The sequence below is a fragment of the Cupriavidus sp. 22TCCZM04-2 genome (assembly GCF_057798895.1).
On sequence record NZ_JBYOJS010000013.1, the window covers coordinates 143,830 to 169,292 of the forward strand.

The 25,463-nt window shown below is 66.8% G+C and carries 16 protein-coding genes; 11 read left to right on the plus strand and 5 right to left on the minus strand.

The annotated features are described in order from the left end of the window. The 7 genes from AC3FKG_RS19585 to AC3FKG_RS19615 all read left to right on the plus strand — a co-directional run bounded on the left by AC3FKG_RS19585 (nucleotide 1) and on the right by AC3FKG_RS19615 (nucleotide 17,381). Nucleotides 1-4,158 (plus strand): hypothetical protein, encoded by a 4,158-nt coding sequence (locus AC3FKG_RS19585; protein WP_488743930.1) that lies wholly within the window; start codon nucleotides 1-3, stop codon nucleotides 4,156-4,158. Then, complete coding sequence (locus tag AC3FKG_RS19590; RefSeq protein ID WP_483713493.1) at nucleotides 4,148-5,011, plus strand: hypothetical protein; 864 nt, start codon at nucleotides 4,148-4,150, stop codon at nucleotides 5,009-5,011. The genes AC3FKG_RS19585 and AC3FKG_RS19590 overlap by 11 nt, the downstream gene beginning before the upstream one ends. Continuing rightward, nucleotides 5,008-7,662: a hypothetical protein gene (locus tag AC3FKG_RS19595; protein ID WP_488743931.1), complete on the plus strand. Its 2,655-nt coding sequence runs from the start codon at nucleotides 5,008-5,010 to the stop codon at nucleotides 7,660-7,662. Before AC3FKG_RS19590 ends, AC3FKG_RS19595 begins: the two co-directional genes overlap by 4 nt. Further along, nucleotides 7,659-11,261 (plus strand): contractile injection system tape measure protein, encoded by a 3,603-nt coding sequence (locus tag AC3FKG_RS19600; protein WP_488743932.1) that lies wholly within the window; start codon nucleotides 7,659-7,661, stop codon nucleotides 11,259-11,261. The genes AC3FKG_RS19595 and AC3FKG_RS19600 overlap by 4 nt, the downstream gene beginning before the upstream one ends. Then, nucleotides 11,245-12,612, plus strand: a complete 1,368-nt coding sequence (locus AC3FKG_RS19605; protein WP_488743933.1) for an ATP-binding protein — start codon at nucleotides 11,245-11,247, stop codon at nucleotides 12,610-12,612. Before AC3FKG_RS19600 ends, AC3FKG_RS19605 begins: the two co-directional genes overlap by 17 nt. Continuing rightward, on the plus strand, nucleotides 12,609-15,236 hold the full coding sequence (locus tag AC3FKG_RS19610; protein WP_488743934.1) for an Ig domain-containing protein: 2,628 nt from the start codon (nucleotides 12,609-12,611) through the stop codon (nucleotides 15,234-15,236). Before AC3FKG_RS19605 ends, AC3FKG_RS19610 begins: the two co-directional genes overlap by 4 nt. A gap of 93 nt (nucleotides 15,237-15,329) precedes the next feature. Next, nucleotides 15,330-17,381, plus strand: coding sequence for an eCIS core domain-containing protein (locus AC3FKG_RS19615; protein ID WP_488743935.1), 2,052 nt, complete (start codon nucleotides 15,330-15,332; stop codon nucleotides 17,379-17,381). Nucleotides 17,382-17,441: 60 nt separating this feature from the next. Here AC3FKG_RS19615 and AC3FKG_RS19620 read toward each other — a convergent pair whose 3' ends face one another. The 5 genes from AC3FKG_RS19620 to arsD form a co-directional block, all read right to left on the minus strand. Then, complete coding sequence (locus tag AC3FKG_RS19620) at nucleotides 17,442-18,086, minus strand: response regulator (RefSeq protein ID WP_488743958.1); 645 nt, start codon at nucleotides 18,084-18,086, stop codon at nucleotides 17,442-17,444. Continuing rightward, complete coding sequence (locus tag AC3FKG_RS19625; RefSeq protein ID WP_483713503.1) at nucleotides 18,086-18,748, minus strand: sensor histidine kinase; 663 nt, start codon at nucleotides 18,746-18,748, stop codon at nucleotides 18,086-18,088. The genes AC3FKG_RS19620 and AC3FKG_RS19625 overlap by 1 nt, the downstream gene beginning before the upstream one ends. A 1,005-nt stretch (nucleotides 18,749-19,753) precedes the next feature. Next, nucleotides 19,754-19,888: a hypothetical protein gene (locus AC3FKG_RS19630; RefSeq protein ID WP_488743936.1), complete on the minus strand. Its 135-nt coding sequence runs from the start codon at nucleotides 19,886-19,888 to the stop codon at nucleotides 19,754-19,756. An 8-nt stretch (nucleotides 19,889-19,896) separates the two neighbouring features. Then, nucleotides 19,897-21,684, minus strand: coding sequence for an arsenical pump-driving ATPase (gene arsA / locus AC3FKG_RS19635; protein WP_488743937.1), 1,788 nt, complete (start codon nucleotides 21,682-21,684; stop codon nucleotides 19,897-19,899). 12 nt (nucleotides 21,685-21,696) lie between these two features. Beyond that, a complete protein-coding gene (gene arsD / locus AC3FKG_RS19640) occupies nucleotides 21,697-22,062 on the minus strand; it encodes an arsenite efflux transporter metallochaperone ArsD (protein ID WP_483713508.1) in 366 nt (121 codons plus the stop codon). A gap of 520 nt (nucleotides 22,063-22,582) precedes the next feature. Here arsD and AC3FKG_RS19645 point away from each other — a divergent pair. The 4 genes from AC3FKG_RS19645 to AC3FKG_RS19660 are packed head-to-tail and all read left to right on the plus strand — an operon-like array spanning nucleotide 22,583 to nucleotide 25,227. Then, the gene (locus AC3FKG_RS19645) at nucleotides 22,583-23,446 is read left to right on the plus strand and encodes a sulfurtransferase (RefSeq protein WP_488743938.1); all 864 of its coding nucleotides are present in this window, start codon (nucleotides 22,583-22,585) and stop codon (nucleotides 23,444-23,446) included. Nucleotides 23,447-23,450: 4 nt separating this feature from the next. Then, nucleotides 23,451-24,047: a hypothetical protein gene (locus tag AC3FKG_RS19650; RefSeq protein ID WP_488743939.1), complete on the plus strand. Its 597-nt coding sequence runs from the start codon at nucleotides 23,451-23,453 to the stop codon at nucleotides 24,045-24,047. 17 nt (nucleotides 24,048-24,064) lie between these two features. Further along, nucleotides 24,065-24,592, plus strand: a complete 528-nt coding sequence (locus AC3FKG_RS19655; protein ID WP_488743959.1) for a YeeE/YedE thiosulfate transporter family protein — start codon at nucleotides 24,065-24,067, stop codon at nucleotides 24,590-24,592. Continuing rightward, the gene (locus AC3FKG_RS19660; protein WP_488743940.1) at nucleotides 24,589-25,227 is read left to right on the plus strand and encodes a DUF6691 family protein; all 639 of its coding nucleotides are present in this window, start codon (nucleotides 24,589-24,591) and stop codon (nucleotides 25,225-25,227) included. Before AC3FKG_RS19655 ends, AC3FKG_RS19660 begins: the two co-directional genes overlap by 4 nt. Nucleotides 25,228-25,463 lie beyond the last annotated feature (236 nt).

Below are 25,463 nucleotides of genomic sequence, written 5' to 3' on the forward strand. Positions count from 1 at the left end.
ATGGCTAACGGTACGCGGCAAGACCAGCGACTTGCCGAAGCGCTTCGATCCCGCCACTTCCTGCCCGATGAGATCGGGCTGGCGCAGCGCATTCGCATGACGCTGGACCACGCCGCCACATTGCGTTTCGGTGCACAGGCGGCCGCCGGGCATTGGGACGCCGCGCTGCGGCAGGACCAGACCGTGCTGCTGGCCGACCTGGCCTCGTTTCCGCTGGCGCGGCTCGAAGCCGAGTTCGTGGCCGCGCTGGACAGCGAGGGCGAACAGGCACTCTGGGGGCGCCTCTGGCGGCTGGTGCAGGCCTACGACGGCTGGTGCCGGTGGTTGGGCGCGCAGGGTTCGGCTGGCGACGGGCAAGCGCGGATCGACATCGACGGCGATGGCGATGGCATTGGCGACGCGCTGGGCGAAGCGTTGCTCGCGCAGATCAAGCAGGGCCTGGGCGCGTGGCTGCAAGCCGGCATCGACGGCTTCGGACATGGCGGCGGCGCGTTGCACCCAGCCTGGGCGCGCGCCGCGGCATCGGACGATGCCACGCCGATGCGCGCCCTGCCCGCCGACGACCCGTTCGTGCGGCGCCAATGGCTGCGGCGCGGCTGGCTGTCGCTGAGCATGGCCATCGCACGGTTGCAGCCGCTGGCGCGCGTGCAGTTCGAGCGCAGCATCGGCACGGGCTGGCACGAGCCGTCGATGGGCCTGCTGCTGACCGCGCTGCAGTTGTTCCAGTACACCCGTGCCCCGCTGAACGCGTTCCCGGAGCGCCTGATCGACTTCTACTATCGCGATGTGCTGCGCCTGGCGCCGCGCCGCGTCGTGCCGGATTCCGTGCACCTGTTGCTGGGCCGGGCCGTGCACTACGCCGGGCCGGTGGATATCCCGGCCGGCACGCGCTTCGCGGGCGGCAAGGACAGCCAGGGCAAGGCGCTCGAGTTCGCCGCCGATACCGCGTTGTCGCTGACCGGTTCGCAAGTGGCCATGCTTTGCAACCTGCGCATGGAACGCGACCCCACCATTTCCCCGGAGCGCGAGTTCGACTATCCCACGCGCATGAAGGTGGAATCATTGCCGCTGCAGCCTCCGTCGGCCGCGTATGCGGAGCGTGCGCCGTGGTGGCCGCTGCTGGGTGGCGCCGTGCGCGATTCGGCGTCGCAGGCGCAGGACGCGCGGCTGGGCTTTGCGCTGGCATCGCCGTTGCTGCGGTTGCAGGAGGGCAGCCGCGAATTGTGCGTGCGGCTGCAGCTGTCGCATCCCGCGACCGACGACGTGGCCTTGCAACGCGCGCTGCGAACACCACCGGCCCGGCGCGATATCGGCTGGCTGACCGATGTCTTCGGCAGGTATGCCGCGCATGAGCAGCAGAGTTTTCCGGGGCGCCCGCGCCCGTCGGCGGCACCAGCGGAGCCGGATGCCGATGCGCTGGCACGCGCGGCCTGGGCGCGCGCACCGGAGTTCGCCGGCGAGGACGTGCAACTGGCCTTCCTGCTGGCCCGTTGCGTGGCGTGCGACGATCGCGAGCGCTTTGCCGAGCGGCTCGGCCGGCTGTTCGCGGCATGGCTGGTGGCTGGCGACGAGGATCTGCGCGCGGCCGATCTCGATGCCTTGCGCGCCCATGCGGCGCGCCTGGATCCCGAACGGCAGGGGCGGCGCGTGGAAATCGACGATCCGCTCACGCTGATTCATCCCCCGCGCGATACCGGCCAGGCCGCGCGCCTGCCCGATCGCAACCTGATCTTCGAGCGCGTGTTTGCGGGCATCTGGGAAGCCGAAGTCAGCGTGCCGGGCGGCTGGTTGCGCATCGACCATGTGTTCGCCAGGCGGCGGCCGCGCGCTGAGGACGCGTCGCACGCCGGCGGTGCCATCGAGTTGGTGATGCGGCTCGGCCCTGACCGTCCGCCCGTGGTGCCCTGCCAGCCTGCGGTGCACGGCGACCAGTGGCCGGCCCAGCCGGTGCTGCAACTGGCGCTGCGCACCCATGGCCGGCTCTATGCCTATGGCATGCTGCAGCAGTATGGCCTGCACGGTATCCGGCTTGGGGTGAGCGTGCACGATCTGCGCAATGTCGTGCTGTACAACCAGCTTGGCCGGCTCGATCCGTCGAAACCGTTCCTGCCTTTTGGCCCGGCACCGGCGGTGGGCAGCTACCTGGTCTTCAGCAGTCCGGAACTGGCATGCAAGCCGCTCCAGGCCTTGCACCTCGACCTGAAATGGGCCGGACTCCCCGCGCATCCGGGCGGCTTTCCCGAGCACTATGAAGGCTATCCGGGCGACTGGCCGGCCAGCGTGTTCCGTTGCGACGCCAGGCTGCTGGTCGATGGCCAGTGGCGCGGCAGTAACGGGGGCACGCTGCCGCTGTTCACCACGACGGGCGGCGGCGAACGGCTGATCGCCGGGCACCGCCTGGTGTTGCCATCATCGGCCTTGCGGCGTCTGCACCGCGCCGCGCCGCCCCGCCCGGCGGGCCAGCCCTTCGCCTATGGGCTGGATGCACGTAGCGGCTTCTTCCGCATTGACCTGGCCGAGCCGCCCAACGCCTTCGGCCATGCCATGCATCCCACGCTGCTGGCGGCGGCGCTGACGCGCAATGCGCGGCTCAAGCGCCCGGCCGGCCCGTTGCCACGCGAGCCCTATACGCCACGGCTGGAGGCGTTGTCGCTGGGATACCTGGCCAGCCAGGAAATGCCGCTCAACGGCGACGTGGCCGTGCCAGCGGGGCAAGCGCTCCAGCACACCGTCTTCCACCTGCATCCGTTCGGCATCACGCCGGTCCAGCGCTCCCAGGGCCGCGAGCCCGGTTTGCTGCCGCGCTATATCGGCGACGGCAATCTCTACATCGGCCTGTCCGGCGCGAATCCGCGGGGCGGCCTGCATCTGTTCTTCCATTTGCGCAAGGAAGTGGCCACGGGACGCTGGTCCGACGACCTGCCCGCGCTGAGCTGGGCCACATGGCACGACGACGGCTGGAAACCGTTGCCGGCCCACGCCGTGGTCAGCGATGGCACGCAGGGCATGCTGCGCCCCGGCATCGTCCAGTTCAACCTGCCGGCGGGCATGGTGCAGAACCGCCTGGGGCCGTCGGGCAGCGCGTACTGGTTGCGCCTCAGCGCGGACTGGGGTTTCAGCCGGCTGGCCGGCCTGTATGGCGTGCACTGCCACGCGGTACGCGCCACGCGCGTGGCGCCTGCGGGCGCCAGTGCCGGCGCGCCGCTGGAACTGGCGGCACTGGGCCCCGGCACCATCGACCGGCCATTGCGGCCGCTGGCCGGCCTGGGCCAGGTGCTGCAGGTAGGGCCGTCCGAGGGCTGGCGCGCCGCCGATCCGCCCGAGGCGGTGCGCCTGCGCGGCGCCGAACGCCTGCGGCACAAAGCACGCGCCGTGACGCGCTGGGACTATGAGCGGCTGTTGCTCGATGCCTTCCCCGAGGTGTGGAAGGCCAAGTGTTTTCCGCACCATGAGGTCACCATCAGCGATGCGATGACGGCCAGCCGCGGCGCGCGCTATCGCCACCTGGCCAGCCACCCCGGACAGGTACTTGTGGTGGTGGTGCCGCATCCGCGGCCCGGCATGCTGTTCAGCAGCACCGAGGCGCCGCGCCTGGATTCCGCCATGCTCGATGCCATGGAGCGTCATCTGCAGGCGCGTGCGCCGCGTGGCGCCACGGTGCGCGTGCGCAATGCCGCGTATGAACGGGCACAGGTGCGCTGCATCGTCCAGCTGGCACTGGACGCTCACCCTGGCGCGGCGCTGCGCCAGTTGAACCGGGCCATCGTCGAACGCCTGTCGCCATGGCATGCAGATGGCATTGGCGCGGAATTCGACTGGAGCGTGCGCGCCGAGGACATGGAGGCTCTCCTGCGCGCGCAGCCGGGCGTGGACGCCGTAGGCCGGGTGTCGATGCTGCACATCGTGCGCAATGACCGCCAGTTCAACGCGCTGCGCGACACGGCCACCCATATCGTTCATGGCGAGGCCCGCACGCTGCGGCCCGCGCAACCGTGGAGCCTGCTGCTGCCGACGCGTCGCCACCTGATCGAGTTGCGCGACGTGACCGGCCCGGGCGCCCCGCAGCGCACCGGTATCAACCGGCTGGAAGTAGGCAGTACTTTCATCGTGGGCCGCTCGGCGCCGCCATCTTCCGGGCAGGAGCGACATGACCAGTAGGAACCGCGAATCCCTCAAGCGCTATTTCCGCGAAGGTGCATTGCCTGACGAGGATCACTTCGCGGATCTGATCGACTCGATGCTCAACATGAGCGACGAGGGCTTCCGCAAGACCGTGGAGCACGGCTTCGAGGTGTACTCGCCGCTGGGCCACGATGCGCTGATCGGCTTCTTCCGCGACCAGGATCCCGAACGGCCCGCGTGGCAGATCGAACTGGGCGGTGCGCGCGATGCACTGCTGATACGGGGCCGCGATGCGCCGGAGGATGCAGACGAGCTTGGCACCGCCGCCAGCGGCGCGAATGGCGGCGATGGCGGCGCCGACGGCCAGCCGGCGTCGCAGCGCGCGGCGCTGCTGTACCTGGACCAGGAGCGCCGTATCGGCGTGGGCACCGAGCAGCCGCAGACCACGCTGGACGTGGCCGGCACGGTGCGCAGCAGGGGCCGCCAGGGTGCCTACACGCGCGAGCATCCGGTGACGCTGCGCGCCGATGGTACGTGGCAGGACCTGACCGACGACCTGGGCGGCTGCCAGGCATTCGAGATCGTGGCGGGCGCCGGCATGCGCGGCAAGGGCCGCTTCGGCCTGGTCCATGCCATTGCCGTCAACACGTACAACCCCACGCTGGGGCTGTTCAATTTCCTGAACCGCAAGCGCGGCATCCGGTGCACGCACGGCTTCTACAGCCGCCGGTGCGATCGGCTGCAACTGCGCTGGACCGGCACCAGCGGGCGCAACGCCAGCTATCGGCTGCAGATTCGCACTGGCTGCGACTTTGGCCCCGACGTGCGCATCCAGGCCCAGCTGACGCAGCTCTGGGCCGATACCCATATGGGCGGAGGCCAGCCATGAGGCGCGGCGAACCGGTGCCGGCTGCGGGCCCGGCGGCGGGGCCCGGCGCCACGCGCGAGCCGCCACCGCGTCCGCCCGCGCTGATGTCGCACGACGCGTTCGAGGCACCGCTGCCGGACGCCGCGTCGATCGAGCGGCTGCACGGCGACCCCGATTTCAGCTATGGCGACCTGCGCGCGCGTGGCATCGCCCTGGCGCAGGCGACGAGCGGACAGCTCTGGACCGACTACAACCTGCACGATCCCGGCGTCACGCTGCTCGAATCGCTGTGCTACGCGCTGACAGAAGGCGTGTTCGGCGCGCAGGCCGACATGGCCGATCTGCTGACCGCGCCCGATGGCCGCATCCACTTCCGGCGCCATGCCCTGCACGCCCCCGAACAGGCGCTGCCGTGCCGGCCCACGACCGAGACCGACCTGCTGCGTTACCTGCTCGATCGCGTGCCGGCGGTGCGCCAGTTGCGGCTGCAGATGCCGGAGGGCGATGGCCGCTGGCACATGGCGTTGCGCGTGACCGATGGCGACGGCGATGCCACCGCTCGCGAGATCGCCCGCGCCTATCGCGCGCAGCGCAACCTGGCGGAGGATCTGTACGGCACGCCGCAGGTGCTGCGCCCGCGCTGGTGTGCGCTGGAAGTGCGCCTGAGCGTGGACGGGCCCCGTGATCTGGCTGACATCCTGGTCGAAATGGTGCGGCGCTGCGCCGATATCGTGGCGGCCGCGCCGCCGCGACAGCCGCTGCAGGCCAGGCTGGCGCAGCATGATGCGTTCGGTGACCCGCTGGGCACGGCGGAGCTGTTCGAAGGCCCCGTTGCGCAGTGCGGATGGATCGCGGCCGAGGATCTGCGCCGCGACCCTGCAAACCGGCTGTACTTTGGCGACCTGGCGCAGGCATTGCGCGGCATCGACGGCGTGGCCGATATCAGCGCGGTGCGGCTGGTGCCGCTGGCGCCGGTCGGTAACGCGGCTGATCATGAGAGACACGAGGACGACGAAGGCGAAGAAGACGATGAGTCCGGGTTCCACGCCGACAGCCTGCCATGGCATGGCGACGACTGGGCCATGCAGTTGCGCTGGCCCGACACGCCCGCGATGCTCGCCGGCTGGCAGGTCACGCGGCGCGGCACGTTGCTGCACGTGGATACCGGCACGTTGCTGGAACGGCTGTCCGATGCCAGGCAGGCGCAGCGCGTGGCCAGCACCGCCGTGCCGCGCACGTCCCCGTTCGCTGGCCGGCTGCTCAAGCGCCCGGCCGGGCAGTATTTGCCGGAGGGGCCCTATCTGTCGATCTGGCATCATCTGCCGCCGCTCTATCGCGAGTACCATCTGGCGCCCCGTGCCGATGCACGGCGGCAGGCCCAGTTCGGCGCCTACCTGGCGCTGCTGGAGCAATGGCTGGCCCACGGCAACGCGCAATTGCAGCATCTGCGCCAGCTGTTCAGCATCGAGCGCAATCCCGAGGCAAGCTATTGGTGGGCGCCCCTCGATGCCAGCGATATCCCGGGGCTGGCCGGCGTCAATGATGGTGTGGCGCAGAGCGCCACTGGCGGGCTTGACAGCGAAAGCGACTTGCTGGACCGCCGCAGCCGCGTGCTGGACCTGCTGCTGGCGCTGCATGGCGAAAGCTGCGACCAGCACAGCATCCAGCGCTTTGGCGCGTACTTCGACGCCGGCGCATGGCAGCGGCACCTGTACAGCTGCAAGCGCCGCTTTCTGCTACGGATCGTGCGCCATACGCGTGACCGGGGCGGGGCGTTCGACTACGGTCGCCCGTCGCTGGGCCGCCGGGGCAATACCGCGCCGCTGCAGGAGCGCGTGGGGCTGCTGCTGGGCTTTGCGCATACGCACAGCCGCCTGCTGGCGGGCGTGCCCGGCGCGCATGGCCTGGCGCTGGACCCGGATCCGCGCCGCGCGCCGCACACCGAAGCTCCGGCCAATGCCGTGCCGCTGGTGATGTGGCCACCAATGCGCGCGCGAATCGTGGCGCACTACGAGGAAGACGTGACCATGGGCGAGGTGCACGAGCGCCTGGCCTTCCATCTCCCGAGCCTCGATCCGCGGGCCTTGCCGGCGCCGCTGTTCCGCTGCGCGGCGCATGCCGCGCGCTACCACCGCGTGGATGGCGCATCCGGACCCGAACTGTGGCTCGGGCCGGACGAGGACGGCCGCTGGTGGCAACTGGCCGTGCGTGACGGGCCGGGCGGCGTGCTGGCGCCGGCGCTCTACCTGCACGAGGTGGCTTGCCGCGTGCAGCGCGATGCCGAGGGCCTGCATCTGGTGGAACACGTCCTGCTGCGACCGCTTGGCCAGGCCAGCGCGCCCTCCAATGCCCTGGCCCAGGGGTTCGAGGCGCACCGCATCAGCGTGATCCTGCCCGGTTGGACGGCACGCGGCGCGGACCAGAGCTTCCGCGAACTGGCGGCGGAGACCATCGCGCTGGGTTGCCCCGCGCATGTGCTGCCCGATGTGCACTGGCTCGACGCCCATGCGCTGGCCGCATTCGAGGCCGATTTCGCAGCGTGGCTAGAGGCCCGCGTGCGGCATGCAAAGGACGACAGCGCGCAGACGGTGGCGGATGTCGATGCCTGCGCGCAGCGATTGCGCGATCGGCTGGCGGCCCTGCCTGGCGGTGCACAGGAGGCACGGCCATGAACCGGCAACCGCCACGCTCGGTGGCGCCCCGACGCGCGACCCATGCGATCGAGTCGCTGGTCTGGGCGTCGCGTGATGATGCCGACCGTGACGCGGCACACGTCCATCAGGCGCGTATCAGCGCGTTCCTCAACGGTCCGGGGCGCCAGACCATCGCACGCGTGTTCACGCGGATGTCCGCGGACAACGAGGTCTGGCAGCTCGATACGCTGGAAATCGACACCGGGCGGCTGGCTGCGCATGGCAGTTTCGCCGAGTGGGCCGCGATACTGGAGCACCAGCTCAGCGAGGCGCTGTGGCGTGCCCGTCGGTCGATGGCATCGGGCGCATGCGATGCCGTCGACGCGCAGGGCAACGATGGTGCGTTGACAGCCGGTGTTGCCACGGGGGATGCGCCGCGACCCTCCGACCCCCAGCGCCTGGAACACTTCCTGTTCTACCTTCAGCACGGCCACCTGCCGTGGTCGCGCAGCGCGATTGCCGGGCGTGGATTGTCGGCGTGGCTGGCCGTGCTGGCGCGCCGCACGGGCCCACGGCTGTGGTCGCTGCTGCGCGAACTGCACCCGACGCACTACGTGCTGAGCCGCCTGAGCCAGATCACGCCCTACCAGGGCTTGCAAGCGCTGGTGGCGGTGCGCCACCGCCAACTGGCGGCCAGCCTGGATGCGCTCGATGCGCAGTTGCTGGTGCCGTTGCAGGCGCGCGGACGCCTGAGCATCTACCAGGTCCAGCAGTTGCAGCAGGCCTGGCGGCTGGCGGCATTCCGGACGATGTGGGACCAGCGCGGCGCGCATCTGAGCATCGACGATATACAGCGCCTGCAGCGCGAACTGGGCACTGCACTGGCATTGCAGCTGGGGCAGGGCGGGCTTGGGGCATGGCGCCCGTCGCGCTTGCGCATGAGCGGCCGGCGGCCGGACGCCTCAGGTGACGACATGGCATCGGCACTGGAACTGCAATTGCTGCTGGGGGTGGTCGATGTAGTGGCGCCGCGCCGCCGCATGCGGGCGCTCGAAGCGCATCGCGATGGCGTGGCCCGGCGCGATGCGCCGGCGGATCGCATGGCGGCAAGACAGATCGGGCAGGGCGCCGCGCTGCGGGCACGGCGGCCGCTCGATGCCGCCCTGGACCGGTTGGCGCGTGCGCTGGATGGCAGCGAGCCGCTCGATGTCCGTTCCGTCGAGCTGCTGCTGCGCGAACTGGCGCGGCGCGAGCCGGTTGCCTTGCGCACGTACCTGCGCGCGCTGGTGCTGCGCCAGGGCGAAGGCACCGCGAACTGGATCAGGCGGCATGGTGCGGCAGTGGTCGCCCAGGTGCTGGGGGCGCTGGCGACAGGCGGCGCAGCGGCATCTGGCGCGGTCTCCGGCACGCGGCCGGGCGCACCGCTGGGCACGCATTGGGCCGAATCGCTGCGGCAGTTCGCGCTGGCGGCGTTGGCGCAGGGTGCCATGCCGGGCGGAACGCGTCCGGGCGGCTTGTCGGCGTTGCAGGCGTGGCTGTCGGCATTCAGCCTGCGGCAGCTTGCGCTGGGCGAGCGCCCGCCTGCCACGCGGCAGGACTGGGAGCGCCTCTGGCGGCGGGCAATGGTGGCGTGGCAGCACGGCGGCGCATCGGGACGGAGCCCGCGCGGCGTGCGTGCGCGGGCTGACGTCCTGCAGCCGGAAGTCCATGCACCGGACGAGCTCTTCTCGCCCACCTCGCGGCGCGCGTTGCCATTGCCCCACGCGCTGCGCGATGCGCTGGCGCGGCGCGTGCGCCGGCGCAGCTGGCGCTGGCAAGTGGCGATGCACTGGGATGCGCCGCGCAAGGTCGGGCTGCTCGCGATGATCGATATGGCCCGCGGCCGTGCCGGTGCACAGCCGTGGCTAGAGATGACGCGCCGCTGGCAATGGGTGGCCGATGCCGTGGCCACGTGCATCGCGCAACTCGATGCAGACGCCCATACCGATGCCGATGCCGATGCCGATGCCGATGCCGATGCCGATGCCGATGCCGATGCGCGCGCCTGGCACTGGCATGCGGCGTGGCTATGGGAAGTGGCCATCCGTCGGGCATGGCGCGATACGGGCGCGCTCAATGCCGTCAGCCTGCTGCAGGCGTGGAGCGAGGCCGCCGCCCGGGGACGCGATCATTCGGCGCGGCCTTCCGTCTCCCCGCCGGCAACCGTGCCGGCGGTAGTCGCGGCGCTGCGGCACCTGGCCCGGCCGCTACGGCGCCTGGGTGGTCGCGTCCATCGGCGTGGCATGCCGGCAGGCAACCATCCGCCAGCGCGCGCGCCGGTGAAGGTGTCCGGGTTCGCGAAGCTTGCCGATGCGGGGTTGCCATGCCGCTGGCATGCCGTGCATCGCGTGACGGCCCGTGCGGAACGCCTGGTGCATATCCTGGCGCTGCCGCGACAGCGGGCGGCGGTGCGCGATGCCGGCGTGCGCCAGCAGGTCAGGCAGTGGCTGGCCGACCCGGCGCTGTGTGCCGACTGGCTGGGCGCTACACGGCCCGCGCAGCGCTGGACGCTGCTCGGCGTGCTGTATCCGCGCCAGGTGGCAACCCTGCGCCGGTGTAGCGACGGCTTGCAGCGCGTGGAATCGGCGCTGGTCCCGCACCAGGGCGCGATGGCGCGCCAGGCAAGCCATTGGCGCTTCCTGGCCGACCATGTGCTCGTGCGCGCGCTGCCGGTCACGCCGGGCTGGCTGGTGCGCCGCCATGCGCTGTCGATCCGGTGCGAGGCCGAAGGATATGGGGGGGCGGGGGGCACGCGCCTGGAACGCTGGTTCTCGCACGTGGCCGACATCGCCGGCGCCTGGGGCCGACGCACCGCCGCCACAACGCCGCAGTCCGCTTCGGCACCGGTGTCCCCCGCCAGGCGCGGCATACCGGCCTGGTTCCGGGCGGCAAGTCGTGCGTTGCGCCGCACGCCGGACGCTGCCGAGGCGCAGGAGTCCATTCACCTTGCACAGCGCCAGACCCGGAACCCGGGCGATGCGTCGGACCGGCAATCGCATCAGGCGCCCGCTGTTGCGAACCGGGCAGATATCGCCACGGCAGACGACGTGCCCGAACTTGCCAGGCTCGCCAAGTCCGGCCCGTTCGATACCCACTACGTCGACGCGGCGGGCCTGGTGCTGCTGGCCACCTACTGCCAGCGCCTGTTCGACCGCCTGGGACTGCTGGAAGATCGCCGGTTGCGCAATGCGGCGGCCGTCTCACATGCGGTGCGCTGCCTGGCGTGGCTGGTGCACGGGCACGACGATGCCAGCGAACCCGAATGCGTGCTGCAGAAGCTGCTCTGCGGCATGCGGCTGACCGAGCCGCTGGCGGCCCATACCGCGCTGGACGCGCCGACACGCGAGCTGCTCGATGGGCTGCTGCAAGCCGTCATCGCCAACTGGAGGGCACTTGGCAATACGTCGCCGGCCGGCTTGCGCCAGACCTTCCTGCAGCGCGAGGGGCGGCTTATGCGCGAGCAGGGCGACGCCGGGTTTCACTGGCGGCTGGTGGTGAAGCCCGGCCCGTTCGACATGTTGCTGGATCGCCTGCCGTGGTCGTACGCCACGATCAAGCTGCCCTGGATGGAAGAGGTGCTGTATGTCGACTGGCGCTGAACGCGATACCGCGCTGCACGCGCAGGCGCTGCGGCTGGAGCTGGACTGGCTGGAAGCGGCGCTGGCGCTGCGCTTCCAGCATCATTTCGGCAAGGGTGGCGGCGATGCCGCGGGCGGGGCGCTGGTATGGCCGGCTCCGCCCGGCCTGCCCGAGGGCAGTGCGCTGGCCGACGTGGTGCGGCAGTTTGCCCTGGATACCACCGAGCGATTGATCCTGGCGCTGGCGCTGGCGCCGCATCTGCGGCCGGCGGCGCTGGACCTGTTCTTCGTGAAGAATCGCGATTTCGACCGCGGCTTCAGCGAGTTCGGCGGCTGCCGCGCCCTGCATCATGCGGGTTTCCTGCCCACCGGGGAAACGGCCGCATTCGTGGTGGCTGGCGACGACCTCGAGGCCCGGCTGGCGGCACTGGCGCTTTGCGACCCCGAGCATCGGCTGGTGCAGGCGGGCCTGCTGCAGCTTGATGGCGAGGTGGGCAGCGAGCCGCAGCTGAGCGGCGCGCTGCGCGTGGGCGCCGAGGCGCTGCAGCGGTTGCAGACCGGTGCCTGGCACAAGCCCGACTACAACGCGCAGTTTCCCGCGCGGCGCATTACCACGGCGCTGGACTGGGACGACCTGGTGCTGGACCCCGAAGTGATGGACGAGATCGCCGTGGTGCAGGCGTGGTTGCGAGATGGGGCCGCATTGATGCAGGCGTGGGGCCTCGGTAAGGCCGTGAAGCCCGGCTACCGCTGCCTGTTCTATGGGCCGCCCGGTACCGGCAAGACGCTGACGGCAACGCTGCTGGGCAAGAGTGCAGATGTCGACGTGTATCGCATCGACCTGTCGATGGTAGTGTCGAAGTACATCGGCGAAACCGAGAAGAACCTGGCACGCGTGTTCGATCAGGCGCAAAGCCGGCACTGGATCCTTTTCTTCGACGAGGCCGATGCGCTGTTCGGCAAGCGATCGGCCACGCAGAGCAGCAACGACCGTCACGCCAATCAGGAAGTGGCATACCTGCTGCAGCGCGTGGAGGATTTTGCGGGCACGGTGATCCTGGCCAGCAACCTGCGCGCCAATATCGACGAGGCGTTCTCGCGCCGCTTTCAATCCATGATCTATTTCCCCATGCCCGACGTGGCCCAGCGGCTGCGGCTCTGGCGCAGCCTGATCCGCGAGCCTGGGCGCGTCGCCGCCGATGTGGACCTTGCGTCGTTGGCCGAGCAGCATGCTCTGTCGGGCGGCGCCATGGTGAACGTGCTGCGCTATGCGGTGCTGCAGGCGAGCCGCGAAGCGGCGACACAGTTCACTGCCGAGCATCTGCGGCTGGGCATTGCCCGCGAACTGCGCAAGGAAGGGAGGACGGCATGAAGCACGCGCGTCGTGGCCTGGTGATGGCGTTGTTCGCGGTGGGCGCGGGACTGCTGTGGCTCGCGCCGGGCGCCACGCCGGTGGCGGCATCGGATGCCGTGGCGACCGCTGCGTCCGCCGCCGCGGCTTCCGCGCCGGCCGCAGCCGGCGCCTCCAGCGTCTCCAGCGCTTCCAGTGTTACTGGCGCGCCGTCGCTCGCGCCTGTTGCGCCGGTGCCCGCTGCCGGCAGCACGGCGTGTGTGGCGGGCAAGTCCGCTGCGGAGATGTGCATGGGCGATGCCGATCCTCTGGCTTTCGAGAAGACGGCGGTCACCAGCCTGCCATCGGCACGGGTGGACGTGCCCTATGCCTACCGCTTCCAGGCCACGGGTGGCGAACCGCCCTACGTGTTCAGCGAGGTGGGAAAAGGCCTGCCCGATGGCCTGACGCTGGATGCGAATGGCAATGTACGCGGCACCACGTCGCAACGTGGCCGGCGCACCTTCACGGTGGAACTGCGCGACCGCTGGGGGCAGGGCGTGCGACAGCAGTTCGCGCTGAACGTGATCGGCCCGCGCACATCGGGGCCGGCGTCACCGGCCGCGTCGGCGCCGGCTGCCATTCCCGCCATCCAGCACGTGCCGATCGTGGCGACGCAGACGTCGCTGCGCAGCGGCACCGAAATCGATAGCTGGCGCCTGACCGAGGCGGTGCTCGCGAAGATTGCGCCGCCGCCACCGCCGGAGTCCGCCGATGCGCAGGCCGGAGGGGCGGCCGATGAGGCTGGAAGTGGGGCCGGCGATGGTGCCGGCAGTGGCGGACAGCCCGCGTCGGCGGTGGCCGCGCCGTTGCCGGATGCCGACGGTCTCGACGAACTGAGCGAGGCGGGGGCATCGCAACTGGCCACGTTGCTCAAGCCGATGCTGAACGTGGACTATCCGACGCGGGCGCTGTTCGCGGCTGCACTCGATGCGCGCGTTTGCGCGCAAGCCGCCGCATTGACCGAACGGGTGGCGCTGGATACGCGGCAGAACGCTCCGGACGCCGAGCAATGGCGCCAGCATTGCGCCACCGCCTGGCAGGGCCCGGCACCGAAGACGCCGCCGCAGTTGTCCGAGGCGCCGGTCAAATGGCAGGATCTGCCGGCCACGCTGATGCCGGTGCGCGTGCGCGCGTGGCTGATCGAACAGACCATGCAGCCCCACGACGCGACCATCGTCACGGCACCGCCGTGGTCGGGCACGGGCTGCAACTGCCTGGTGGGACCTACTAGCGGCGCGGTCTACGGTTATGTGCCGAACTGGAGCGATCCCAAGCACGGGCCCGCCCTCGACTTCGGCCTGTACGAGCGGCTGATGGGCTATGCGCAGCCATTCGACGACGACGGCAATATCACGCCGCTGCAACCCGATGCGGCACAGCTGGACTTCCTGCGCGCCGCACATCGCTATGGCAGCAAGCTGGATGTGACCATCTATCGCCGCGACTGGCAGTTCCTGTTGCGGCTGCCGGAGGCGCAGCGTCGCCGTGTAGCCGAGCAGGTGGCCCGGCAAGCGGTGAGAATGATCGATGTGCCGCTGAACCGGTTCGAACGCCGCTGGGAGGACCGCATTCCCGGCCTCGCCAGCGATAGCCACCTGGGCGACGGCATCACGCTGTTCCTTGACCAGGCGCCGATACCGGGCGACCCACGCTACGCGGCGTTCGACGATTTCCGGCACCGGCTGATCCAGACGCTTATCGCCGAGATGCGCCGCGGCAAGCGCCAATACATGCTGAACCTGATGCTTCCGGCTGGCGATCTCGTGCCGGCGCTGCGTCATGTGGACGAGACCGCGAAGCCGGCATCGCCGCCTGCCGCCGCGCCTGCCAAAGGGCGCCCGTCCGCCGCGCCTGCCGCCGCACCGGCACCCGCCGGCGCCTCGTGGACATTCGGCCGCCTGCTCGACTACCTGGTGCAGGCGGAAGACCCGCCTTACCAGGACGGACGCATCATGGCCGGACCCGGCGGCTACCGCAGCCAGACCAACGTGACCGTCAGGTATATCGTCGCGCTGCCCGAACCCACCACCTTCAGCAAGAAGGCGCTGCGCGAGGCGGTGGAAGCGTCGGCCGACCTGGCCGGCACCAACCGTGCCATCGTCGTGCGGCGCATTGTGCCGCTCGTGTCGGCGGGAAGTGCGGGCGTGCGCCAGATGAGCGACGACATGGCCTATTTCAACGACAACTTCGGCGGCGTGGCGCTGTGGCCGCAACCGGCGGCCGATGCGGCTACGGCGCAGGTGGTGGAGACCACCGTGCGCAGCACCATCCTGGCCGACGAAACGCGCGAAGGCGCAACGTGCAACCTGGTTTGCGACTGGCGCTGGGCGCTGCGCGCGATGTTCTGGGTGTTGCTGGGCGTCGCGCTGGTCTCGCTGCTGCTGTTCCTGTTTTCGTGCCGCGTGCGCGCACTGGGGCGTCCGTTCCAGCTGTACCTTGCGCTGGCGTGGATCGTGCCGGCCGTGATTGGCGGACTGCTGCTGCGCTGCGATCCGGACCTGGCGTCTGCCGATTTCAGCAAGCGGCTGCTGTTCGCGGTGCTGGCGGTGGTGTTTGTCACGATGCTGGTGCCGCTGCTGAAGCCGCGCGTGCCGCATCCCTGAGTCAGGTAGTCCGGCACATGCACAACCGCTTATCCACTGCCATCGAGCGGTGCTGACGTTTTCATTCGGCCGTTCCCGCAAGAGGACTTCACGATGAAGGCTTACGAGAAGCGAGTCCAGGACCCCGCGGGACCGGTCCAGCGGGCTGGCGAAGCTGCGGAGCAGTCCAGGTCGTCCGCCGGCGCGCACGGTGTCGACGCCACCACCGTGCAGGAAAGCCCCCGCATGACCGCACAGCGGGCGCGCCTGAACGGCTTGGGCGCGGAAACTGCGCCGGGTGCGCCGGCGAGCGCGAGCGGCAACCGGACCGGCATGCCCGAGGCACTCAAGTCCGGCATCGAGACACTTTCCGGAATGGCCATGGACGATGTGCGGGTGCACTACAACTCCGCGCAGCCAGCGCAGTTCAATGCGTTTGCCTACGCGCAGGGCAACCATATCCATATGGGCCCCGGCCAGGAAAAGCACCTGCCCCATGAGGCATGGCATGTCGTGCAGCAGCGGCAGGGACGCGTGAGGGCAACCACGCAGATGGCGGGCGTCGGCCTGAACGACGACGCGGCGCTGGAAAAGGAAGCGGACGGGATGGGCGCGCGAGCGGTCCTGCAGGGCGCCGGGCTTGGCACTCTGCGTTCGATGCGGGGCCCTGCACAGCGGGCGGGGTCGTCTGCCGCCGCCCCCATCGTGCAAGCCAAGGGGTCCGGTGGCGTGAAGCTGGCGTTCCAGTTCGAAGAAGACGGCGGCAACGCGGATATTGCAACGGGAATCCGGCTCGTCAAGGAGTCCTGGGCCGAGGTAAGGAAGGAAAGACATAGCGCAAAAACCGCATGGATGGATGAGCACATCAAGGGCGCGGAGTACGACAAGAAAAAGGGAGGAAGCGCGAACCTCTCGTATGCCATGGCGCTGGAAACGATGGGCGACGAAGAGAACCTGCTCATGGCCAAGCTGAAGCAGAAACCCGGGTTGACCTATAAGGCGGACACAAAGGAGATTTCCTACCAGGGGGAAGGCATGGCGGCGCCGGTGAGGGTCGCCACCTTGCTCCTCGGCGTGGAGGATGCCTACGCGGCGAACGCCAAGACGGAGGGACAACGGGACACCTTCTTCAAGAAGGGACTCAAGGATGTCAGGACCGCCGAGGGGGATGTCAAGGAATACGTCAATGACAACAAGGGCGTGAAGACGCGCCGCTATGCCTATGTCGAGAAGAATTACTACCAGATGATGGATTTCTTCAAGACTGAAAAGATGACTGGAAGATTCCAGCAATACCTGCAGGCCGGTGGCGAGCGGGCTGACCCGGCGATATCCACCCCAAAGGTTCGCAAAGAAGTGGCGAGTGGGGGAGGGACCTCGGATCTGACTCCCGTGCAAATTGCGATGGCCCATCAGATGCTCGGAAGCAGCCCCGAGCAGCGCGGTGTCAGCCTGACCTCGACCGAAAAGGCGGGTGGCACCATCGGCAACGCGGGAGAGAACTTCCGTGTCGCCGATGGCTTCCGCCTGAAGATCGATCTGGCTAAAGTGCCCGCCGATGTCTTGTTCCTGAATCACTATAGCGATCAGGGGCTCATATCCCGGGATCTGGTCACCGAGAAAGTGAAGGGGATGAGCACTAACGTCGGCGATTCGAACAAATACAAGTATGGCGCCAGCGTCAGGAAGAATCGGGAGCTATATCTCGAGCACATCAAGCCCGAATGGGTCGTAGAAATTGAACACCATCCGGAAGGAGGCTACGGCGGGGCTACGGGGACAAAGACTGCGCTGACGGGCCTCGCCTCGTTCCAGGCCCAGGCGAGCCAATACAGTGCGTATTGGCAAGCGTTTGACGATACCCTGAACAAGAAGACGCTGGTCAATCCTACTGATGCCGAGAAGAAAGGCCGGTCCAGCGCGGAGGAGGTGATTGCCGGTTACACCGAGGGAAGCGGAAAACGACCGGCCGTGACCATACCGGAGGCGCGCGAAGAAGTGAGCGGTGGGGCGTTGAAGGGCAGGTTCGCGCAATGGCACCTGGGCTACATCCGCGGGCGCGCCGGCAAGCCGAATTTCACAAGCTCCGAAGACTACGCGAAGGCAATGAAAGACGCGAAGGATACGAAGGAAACAAAGGGCACGACGGACAAGAAGGACATTTAGTCGCCGTTTCCTGCCCCGCACTGATCGCGCTTGTTTCAGCAGCTCTCATGCGCACGATGACTACTGGCTCAACCCTTCGCGCATGGCGTAGCGCGTCAGTTCCGCGATGCTGTGGATGCCGAGCTTGCGGAATGTGTTCTCGCGATGGCTGGCGATGGTCTTGTCGCTCAGGAACAGCATGCGCGCGATCGACTTGGTGCTATGGCCTTCGGCAAACAGCTGCGCCACCTGGCGTTCCCGGGCCGTGAGCTGTGGCAGGCATTGCGTGGGCTCGGGCGTGGCCGCCTGGCGCACGGCGTTCAGCACGCCGCTGAGCAGTTCGCCGCTCAGGTAGATCTGGTTGGCCATGACGCGGCGAATGGCGCGCGACAGTTCGTCATACGAGTTTTCCTTCAGCACATAGCCGGAGGCGCCCGCATCGAGCGCGGCGATGACGTCCCGGTGCTGATTGTTCACGGACAGGCACAGCAGCTTGCACGGCGTTTCATCGGCGCGCAGGCGGCGCATGACCTCGATGCCGTTGAGAACGGGCATGGCAAGGTCCAGGATGACCAGGTCGGGATGGTGGGAGCGCACCAGATGCAGCAGTTCCATGCCGTCGCAGGCCTGGGCCAGTACCTTGATATCGGCTTCGCGCTGCAGCAGCGAGACCAGCCCCTCGCGGATCATCCCGTGATCGTCGGCGACCACCACGCGGATGCTCATCACGTCCTCTCGGCGTGGGCCCAGCGGATCTGCGCGCACACGCCGGTACCCGGACGGGTATCAAGCGTGAACGAACCGCCTATCTGCCGCAGCATGGCCGGCAGGCGACGCAGCCCGAAATGGCCGCGTTGATCCGTGCGCAGCACGGCGGGATCGAAGCCGGGGCCATTATCGCGGACGGTCAGCACCGTCCATGCGACACCTTGGTGCGTCTCCTGCCGAAGGGTCAACACGATGCGCGCACCGGACGCATGCTTGCAGGCATTGGCAAGCAGCTCGCGCGCGGCACGCAGCAGCACCTTGCAGACCGAGGCGGGCGGGGTGCTCGTGATCGGCGCGCAATCGAAGTCGATGGGCCGGCGCGTGAGACGGCCCATCTCGGCGGCCAGAAGCACGCATTGCGCATCGAAGGTAGGGGCGGTGGGCTGGGCTACGTCCTGCAGGCCGCCAATCACATCGCGCGTGGTACGCAAGGCATCCTTGATCAGGTCGCGGCTGTGCCGCAGCGCGGCGTCGCGCCATGGCATGGCATCGGGTGACGCTGCCTGGGCAATGTCCAGCTGTATCAGCGCATAGGAGAGGATTTGCGCGAGGTCGTCGTGCAGCGCGCGCGCCAACTCGCCGCACTCGTCGCGCGCGCGGCGTCGGCCCGCGGCGGGCATACAGGCGAATGCCCGGCGGGGAGCATCAGTGGCCGTCGCTCCATGGCGCCTGAGTATCGCTGGTAATGTGGGCTTCGCCGAAATTGCGGGTTTGTCGGGGAGCGTGGCGAAAGGCCGCGTGCGGCGTGAGCGCTTCGGGCGCAATTTGAGCACGAACTGCTGTGCAGTAGCGGGATGGCCCGCGCATAGGCCAGGCTGTGCGCGCATTGGATCGATCTGCAATGCCTTCGCATGCGTTGTCCCGTTCACCATGTTCCGTCATCCCGAAAATTTCTTTTTGTGCTCCGGCCAGTCTTAGTGTCGGCGCGTCAGGCGCCAGCTGCCGGAATTCTTATCTCTGCCGGATCGGTGTACACAGGGCCAAGCCACGCGGGCCCAACGGCATCGTCCGCACCTAACTATACATGCCGATTTCACTTTGAAGATGACCGCAGCAAGGGGGTGGTTAGCAGTTTTTCATTTCTTTTTATTCAAGCGAGAATTAAAAATTGTTTAATGGATGGGTATCGCCTGGCAACTTAACCCATTAACGGGGGGATGCCTCGCGGCGAGCCGCTGCGCACTTTGCACCCAAATGGGGGCGAGCCTTCGGCGCAATGCGTCAGAGGACGGATTCAAAAAAGTCTTCCATGCCGGAGCGAACGTAGACACCTTAATCAGGCGGTGACCTTGGTACACAGGCGCCAACAACTGCGAGCCTGGTGTTGGTAGAAGCGGTATAGGCTGTTTCTCAATTTCATGCTCGGAACTCACGGTCCCATCCCCGAAGGGCAGGCTATGACTTGCGTGTTTTGTCATCAAGTTGTCGCAGTCCCCAGTGACTCTTTTCGGAACTTAACAGTTCGGGCCGGCGCTGTCTTACTTGGACAGTGGTGGTCTAATTTCCTCGGACAGGTCGATAGGAGGACAATCCGGAATCGACGAGGAAAAAAGATAGATGACAAGCGCCGAAAGTTTGACGCCAGCATCAAGCTGGAAGTAGTACGGATGGTGTGAGACCAAGGATTATCGGTCAGCGACGTTTGCCGGTCGTTGGAGCTTGGTGAAACGGCCGTTCGGCGCTTTGCACTCGCGCAAGGTCGTCGGTTGGTCGATGGCGCCGACCATGCCGACCGACTTGGTCATGTCGGCATTGACCATGGCGGGTGTTACCTCACTGAAGACAATTGCGCCTCGCCGTAATGCTGCCGAGTGATCAGATGTTCCAGGCCCGCTCGCCCGACCGGGGCCTCGGCGAGCCACGGTATGAGCGCGCATTCACGCGACAGCTGGTCCGCGACACGGCGAATGAACGGCACCTCATAGGCACCGCGCTGGCACAGTACACGGTGGGTCGTTCCACTCGCCAGGAGCGACTGGTTGATGACCCACGCATAAGGCTTAATGCCTGCGCGCGCCAAGTCTTTGCAGAGGCGCTCTGCCTCGTGAACCGGTGTGGCCTCCGGCAACGTAACGATGAGCACCCGCGTGTAGTCAGGGTCGCGCAGGCGCGGCAACAGCTGTCGGACGGCCTCAGGCATATCTCCTTGGGTGCGCATTACTTCGCGGTGATACGCCTCGGCTGCGTCGAGCAGCAAGATGGTGTGGCCGGTGGGGGCCGTGTCCAGCACGACAAATCCGTTCTTGCCTCCGTCCACCGTACGCGCAAAAGCCCGGAACACCGCTATCTCCTCGGTACATGGCGAACGCAGGTCTTCTTCGAGCATCGCACGCCCGGCGGCGTCCAGTTGCTGACCGGACTTGGCGAGCACCTCTTCGGTGTACTGCCGCACTTCCTGGGACGGGTCGATACGGCTCACAGTCAGGCCTGGAATCGCACCGTCGATCGTGGCAGCGATATGTGCGGCCGGGTCGGTCGTCGACAGCACAACCGGGTGGCCCTTGTTTGCAAGTGCAACGGCAATGGCTGCGGCTACCGTGGTCTTGCCCACGCCACCTTTGCCCATCGTCATGATGACGCCGTGGCCGGCGCAGGCCATCTTTTCGACCAGACCGTTCAGACCAGGCGGTAAGCTAGTTTCGGGCGTCTCATGGCCGGTCGGAGGCGCAACGGTCTCCGGGTGGGCCATCTCGCGCAGCGCCTCCAGGCCGACGGTCCCGCGCGGCAGGAAGGGAATGCGTGTCTGTGGCAATCCAGCCAGTTCCACCGGCATGTTTGCCAGCGCCTCGGCCGCCCGCTGCGCCATGGCGGTCGCAATCGGGTCATCCGAGGATGCATCCGAGAACAAGCCATTGACCACCAGGCTCTGATTCCGTATTCCGAGGTCGGCCAGTTCGGCGCGTGTGCGGTTGGCTTCGCGTAACGACGCGGTATCGGGCCGGGCAACCAGGATAACGGTTGTCTCAGCTGCACTGGAGAGTTGCACGACGGTAGCCGCATACAGCGCTTTTTGCTTTTCCAGGCCGGCCAGTGGACCGAGGCAGGAGGCGCCGCCCGTGGACGAGGAGATGAACTGGTCCCATGCCGAAGGCAAGGTCAGCAGCCGCAGTGTGTGACCAGTGGGGGCGGTATCGAAGATGACGTGGTCGAACTCGGCCGTGGCAGATGGGTCACCCAGGAGCTTCGAGAATTCATCAAACGCGGCAATCTCGACGGTACACGCGCCGGAGAATTGTTCCTCCATGCTCTGGACTGCCGCCGCCGGCAGGATGCCTCGGTAGGGCGCCACCATGCGTTCGCGGTAGGCGTGTGCCGCGGCTTCGGGGTCGATGTTCAGCGCAAACAGACCGCTGGCCCCGGGTATGGCCGTCGGCACTTGGCTCAGGCCCACGCCTAGTACCTCGTCCAGGTTGGACGCCGGGTCGGTGCTGACGATGAGCACCGACTTCCCGGATTCGGCCAGTGCCAGGCCGGTGGCGCAGGACAGCGAGGTCTTGCCGACCCCGCCTTTGCCGGTGAAGAACAGGTAGCGGGTACTGGTCGAAGGCATGGACATAGCGCCTCCGCTTCAGCAGCAGCCGGAGCCGGGAGTGCAGCCGCCCAGCCTGACGCGGGGCTTCTCGGCGGTCGTCAGCGCGATGTTGAGCTTCTGCGCCAGTTGCTGGCGCGAGGGGTACATGCCGGTGGAGACGATATGGCCATCGACGGCAATGATAGGCAGGCGGTCCATGCCGCCTTCCATCTCCTTGACCACGGCGGGGTTGGCCACGAACGCTTGCGGCTCCTGGCCCAGGTTGTAGCGCGCCACCATGACGCCATGCTCTTCGACCCACTTCAGGTCCGCTGCAAACTGAGCCAGTACGGGGTCGACGTCGATGCCGCAGACGCCAGTCGAGCAGCACATGGCGGGGTCAAACACTTCCAGCTTTTTCATGATGACTTCCTTTCGGAGTCTTGGACGAGGCTGCGGGCAACAGCCAACAAAACAAGCATGTCGCGGCAAGGGCGCCAAGCAGTTGCGGAAAAACAAATCTTGGGTGAATCGCTCAGGCGAATTCGCCAGAATGTATGGATTGCGGCATAAATCAGCCTCACCCCTAAATGGGCGAGCGACGTCGAGGAGGTGAATCAAGAAGGGATATAGCGACGAGCCGCAAAAGGAACTGCACTGGGCCGCCGTCCCCCGCAGGATGGAACAACCAGGCGTTCGCGTACTTGTAAGGTGAGAGCGATTCTTGACCGCCCGAGCGTCGGCCACGTTCTTAACGAAACAAGTCAGTCCGCATTACCCGGTGGCGCTACTGCCTCAGAAGGGTTCCCACTGGGTTTTACTTTGATGAGCATCAAAGTGGTCTATCCGTCTTCGCCTAGATTCAATCGGTAGGCGCCGCGCCACGTCGGCATGTGGTCCTGTCTTCGGACCAAACACCGGCCAAGTCAGGTGGGAGATTGCCATGCACGAGAGAGTTCTTATTTCACCGGCGGAGTTGGCGCAGCTAGTGAAGTCCGGGCCGGTCGTACTCATCGACACAAGAGACGCAGCAAGTTACGCCGAAGCCCATCTGCCAGGCGCGGTGAATATCCATGAGATATTTACCTATCTGGCGACCACAACACCACAAGGTCTTGCCACCTTGCGCGAAACATTCACTGCGGCATTTGCGAAGGCTGGACTGTCAGGACAGGAGACGGCCGTCATCTACGAACAGTCGATGACAACTGGATTTGGCCAGTCCTGTCGGGGTTATGTGCTGCTCCGACATCTCGGCTATCCCCGCGACAAAATCAAGGTACTTCACGGCGGTTACAGTGCATGGCGTGCCGCCGCGCTGCCAAGCACGACCGAAGTCCCTGCGCCGACTCCTTCCGAGTTTCCCCCAGATACGGGCGCAGGCAGCAGCATCCTTGTCGACCTGGCTGGAATGAAGAACGCCGTTGCAGACCCGCACATCGTGAAGCTCGATGTACGCGACGTCGATGAATGGATTGCCGCAAGCTCGTCTCCTTATGGCAAGGATTTTTGCCCCCGAAATGGCCGCATTCCCGGCTCCGTCTGGCTGGAGTGGTATCGAATGATGAAGCCGACCCCCGCTGGGCAGATGTTCAAGTCGCCCGCAGAAATTCTTGCCGAGTGTGCCACCGTGGGTATTCGTCCTGATACCCCGGTTGTTGTGTTCTGCTTCAAAGGGGCGCGAGCCTCCAATACATTTGTTGCACTGGAGGAGGCCGGTATCAGGGACGTTCGCCTTTATCTCGGCTCGTGGAATGAATGGTCCAGGGACCCCTCCCTGCCTATCGAAGAGGGATTGCCGTACTAGGTCAATGACCTCTCATGCCGCATGGAAAACCGAATTTATCTCAACCGATATGAAAGAGAAGAAAATGAAAAATGTAACTCTGATATCCGTTCTTTCCGCGTTGGTACTTTCTACTGCTCCCGCGCTCGCACAGCAAGCGAAGCCCGCGAGCAAGGGCGCTCAAACGACTCAAGAGAAGGTTAACGTAGCTGAGTTCGACAAGCAGGTGGCGCAGGTCCGCGCGAACATAAAGCAGATGCAGGACGAGATGGAAAAGATTCGGCAAACCCAGGACCCGAAGGAGCGACAGAAACTGCTTGAGGACCATTGGATGACGATGCAGGCCACGATGGGCATGATGCGTGGGCTTTGGGGGCCCGGAATGATGGGAGGACCCGGAATGCGGGGTGGCGGCATGATGGGTGGCCCGGGAATGCACGGCGGGGGCATGATGGGCGGGCCTGGGATGGGGTGGCAAGGGATGGGGGGCTACTATTCCAAGCTCACGCCGGAGCAGGTGAGAGAGCGGCAGTATATGTCGGACCAATACGCAGACCTTCACTACCTTATGATGGAGCAAATGATGCTTAACCATCAGATGTGGAGGCAGGTGCCGCGGTAACCCCAATGACGTCAACCATGGTCAAAGCAGCGTCCGGGCGGATACGCCCCTTCTGGTCACCTCTGCTTGCGGGCGTTGCGCTGGGGCTTGTTTTACTCCTGACTTTCCTGCTGACCGGGCACGGGCTTGGCGCGTCTGGCTTCACGACCCGTCTTGCTGCCTGGCTAGGTGGGGAACTCGCACCTGCGGCCACGCAAGGCAACGAATACCTCGGTCCGCTCCTGGGATCTGGCAATCCACTCGCGAACTGGATTACATGGGAGGTTCTTGGGGTAGCGCTTGGAGCCCTATGTGCAAGCTGGAGCGCTGGCCGTTTTCGCATCCACCTGGATGGCAGGCGGCCGTACGGAGCCGTAGGCCGTAGCCTCCTTGCCGTTGTCGGCGGTGCCCTCTCGGGATTTGGTGCCCGAGTTGCTTCCGGGTGCACCAGCGGGATGGGGTTATCCGGCTCTGCAGTTCTTGGTGAGGCCGGTTTTGTATTCTTGCTGGCGTTCTTTGTCGCAGGCCTCATCGTCAGCCGCGTGGTGAAAGGAGGTCCGCAATGATATTTCCCGCTAACGATATAGGCCTTGCATCGGGGCTACTCTGCGGATTCCTGTTCGGATACGTCCTGGAGAACGCAGGGTTCGGAAGCCCATGCAAGTTGACTGCGCAGTTCAGGCTGTCCGACTGGTCCGTCTTCAAGGTCATGTTTACGGCCATCGTCGTCGCCGCGCTCGGCCTGCATTTTTTTGCGCAGGCTGATGTCCTTGATGTGGGCAAGGTGTTCGTCCCCCCCGCCTATCTGGGGGGCGTGGCAATTGGTGGGGCCATGCTGGGAGCCGGCTTCGCAATTGGTGGCTACTGCCCCGGAACCTCTGTTGTTGGCCTTCTTTCCGGGCGTGTCGATGCCCTTCTTTTCGGAGTCGGCATGGTCATCGGCACAGCTTCGTTTGCTTTATTTTTTCCTGCGATCGGCGGCTGGACCAGCCTGGGCGATACCGGCGGCGCGGATACGTTGCCAGAGGCGCTCGGCGTTCCAACGTGGCTGATATTGGCAGCACTAATTGCCATCGCCTTTTTGCTGTTCAGGCTCGGCGTTCGGTTCGAGCGTCGCCTTAACGGGCCCATGACGGCAGAACAGGTCATGGCCACCGACACACCAGCGCGAAACACTTCATCGACTGGGGTACGCTTATGAAATCGGCAAACATGCCCGGGCGGAGGTTGACGCAAGCAGTGCAGGCCCTCGCGATCGCCATGAGTTGTGCAGCAGCGGCTCCCGCTGCTACAGCCGCCGATACGGCAACACAACGCGGGAGCAGTTCTCCCCAGGCTGGGAGTGGGCAGATGGCCAGCCCAGGTACACCCAAAGGTCGGACGAGGGCAGGCACCTCGGGCAGTCCGTGCGCTCCGGGGCAACGCAGCACGGGGCAG

What these genes read in the sequence shown, in the direction of transcription:
- AC3FKG_RS19585 (WP_488743930.1), top strand. Translation starts at nt 1, where the DNA reads ATGGCTAACGGTACGCGGCAAGACCAGCGACTTGCCGAAGCGCTTCGA.
- AC3FKG_RS19590 (WP_483713493.1), top strand. Translation starts at nt 4,148, where the DNA reads ATGACCAGTAGGAACCGCGAATCCCTCAAGCGCTATTTCCGCGAAGGT.
- AC3FKG_RS19595 (WP_488743931.1), top strand. Translation starts at nt 5,008, where the DNA reads ATGAGGCGCGGCGAACCGGTGCCGGCTGCGGGCCCGGCGGCGGGGCCC.
- AC3FKG_RS19600 (WP_488743932.1), top strand. Translation starts at nt 7,659, where the DNA reads ATGAACCGGCAACCGCCACGCTCGGTGGCGCCCCGACGCGCGACCCAT.
- AC3FKG_RS19605 (WP_488743933.1), top strand. Translation starts at nt 11,245, where the DNA reads ATGTCGACTGGCGCTGAACGCGATACCGCGCTGCACGCGCAGGCGCTG.
- AC3FKG_RS19610 (WP_488743934.1), top strand. Translation starts at nt 12,609, where the DNA reads ATGAAGCACGCGCGTCGTGGCCTGGTGATGGCGTTGTTCGCGGTGGGC.
- AC3FKG_RS19615 (WP_488743935.1), top strand. Translation starts at nt 15,330, where the DNA reads ATGAAGGCTTACGAGAAGCGAGTCCAGGACCCCGCGGGACCGGTCCAG.
- AC3FKG_RS19620 (WP_488743958.1), bottom strand. Translation starts at nt 18,086, where the DNA reads ATGAGCATCCGCGTGGTGGTCGCCGACGATCACGGGATGATCCGCGAG.
- AC3FKG_RS19625 (WP_483713503.1), bottom strand. Translation starts at nt 18,748, where the DNA reads ATGCCCGCCGCGGGCCGACGCCGCGCGCGCGACGAGTGCGGCGAGTTG.
- AC3FKG_RS19630 (WP_488743936.1), bottom strand. Translation starts at nt 19,888, where the DNA reads ATGGTCAATGCCGACATGACCAAGTCGGTCGGCATGGTCGGCGCCATC.
- arsA (WP_488743937.1), bottom strand. Translation starts at nt 21,684, where the DNA reads ATGTCCATGCCTTCGACCAGTACCCGCTACCTGTTCTTCACCGGCAAA.
- arsD (WP_483713508.1), bottom strand. Translation starts at nt 22,062, where the DNA reads ATGAAAAAGCTGGAAGTGTTTGACCCCGCCATGTGCTGCTCGACTGGC.
- AC3FKG_RS19645 (WP_488743938.1), top strand. Translation starts at nt 22,583, where the DNA reads ATGCACGAGAGAGTTCTTATTTCACCGGCGGAGTTGGCGCAGCTAGTG.
- AC3FKG_RS19650 (WP_488743939.1), top strand. Translation starts at nt 23,451, where the DNA reads ATGACCTCTCATGCCGCATGGAAAACCGAATTTATCTCAACCGATATG.
- AC3FKG_RS19655 (WP_488743959.1), top strand. Translation starts at nt 24,065, where the DNA reads ATGGTCAAAGCAGCGTCCGGGCGGATACGCCCCTTCTGGTCACCTCTG.
- AC3FKG_RS19660 (WP_488743940.1), top strand. Translation starts at nt 24,589, where the DNA reads ATGATATTTCCCGCTAACGATATAGGCCTTGCATCGGGGCTACTCTGC.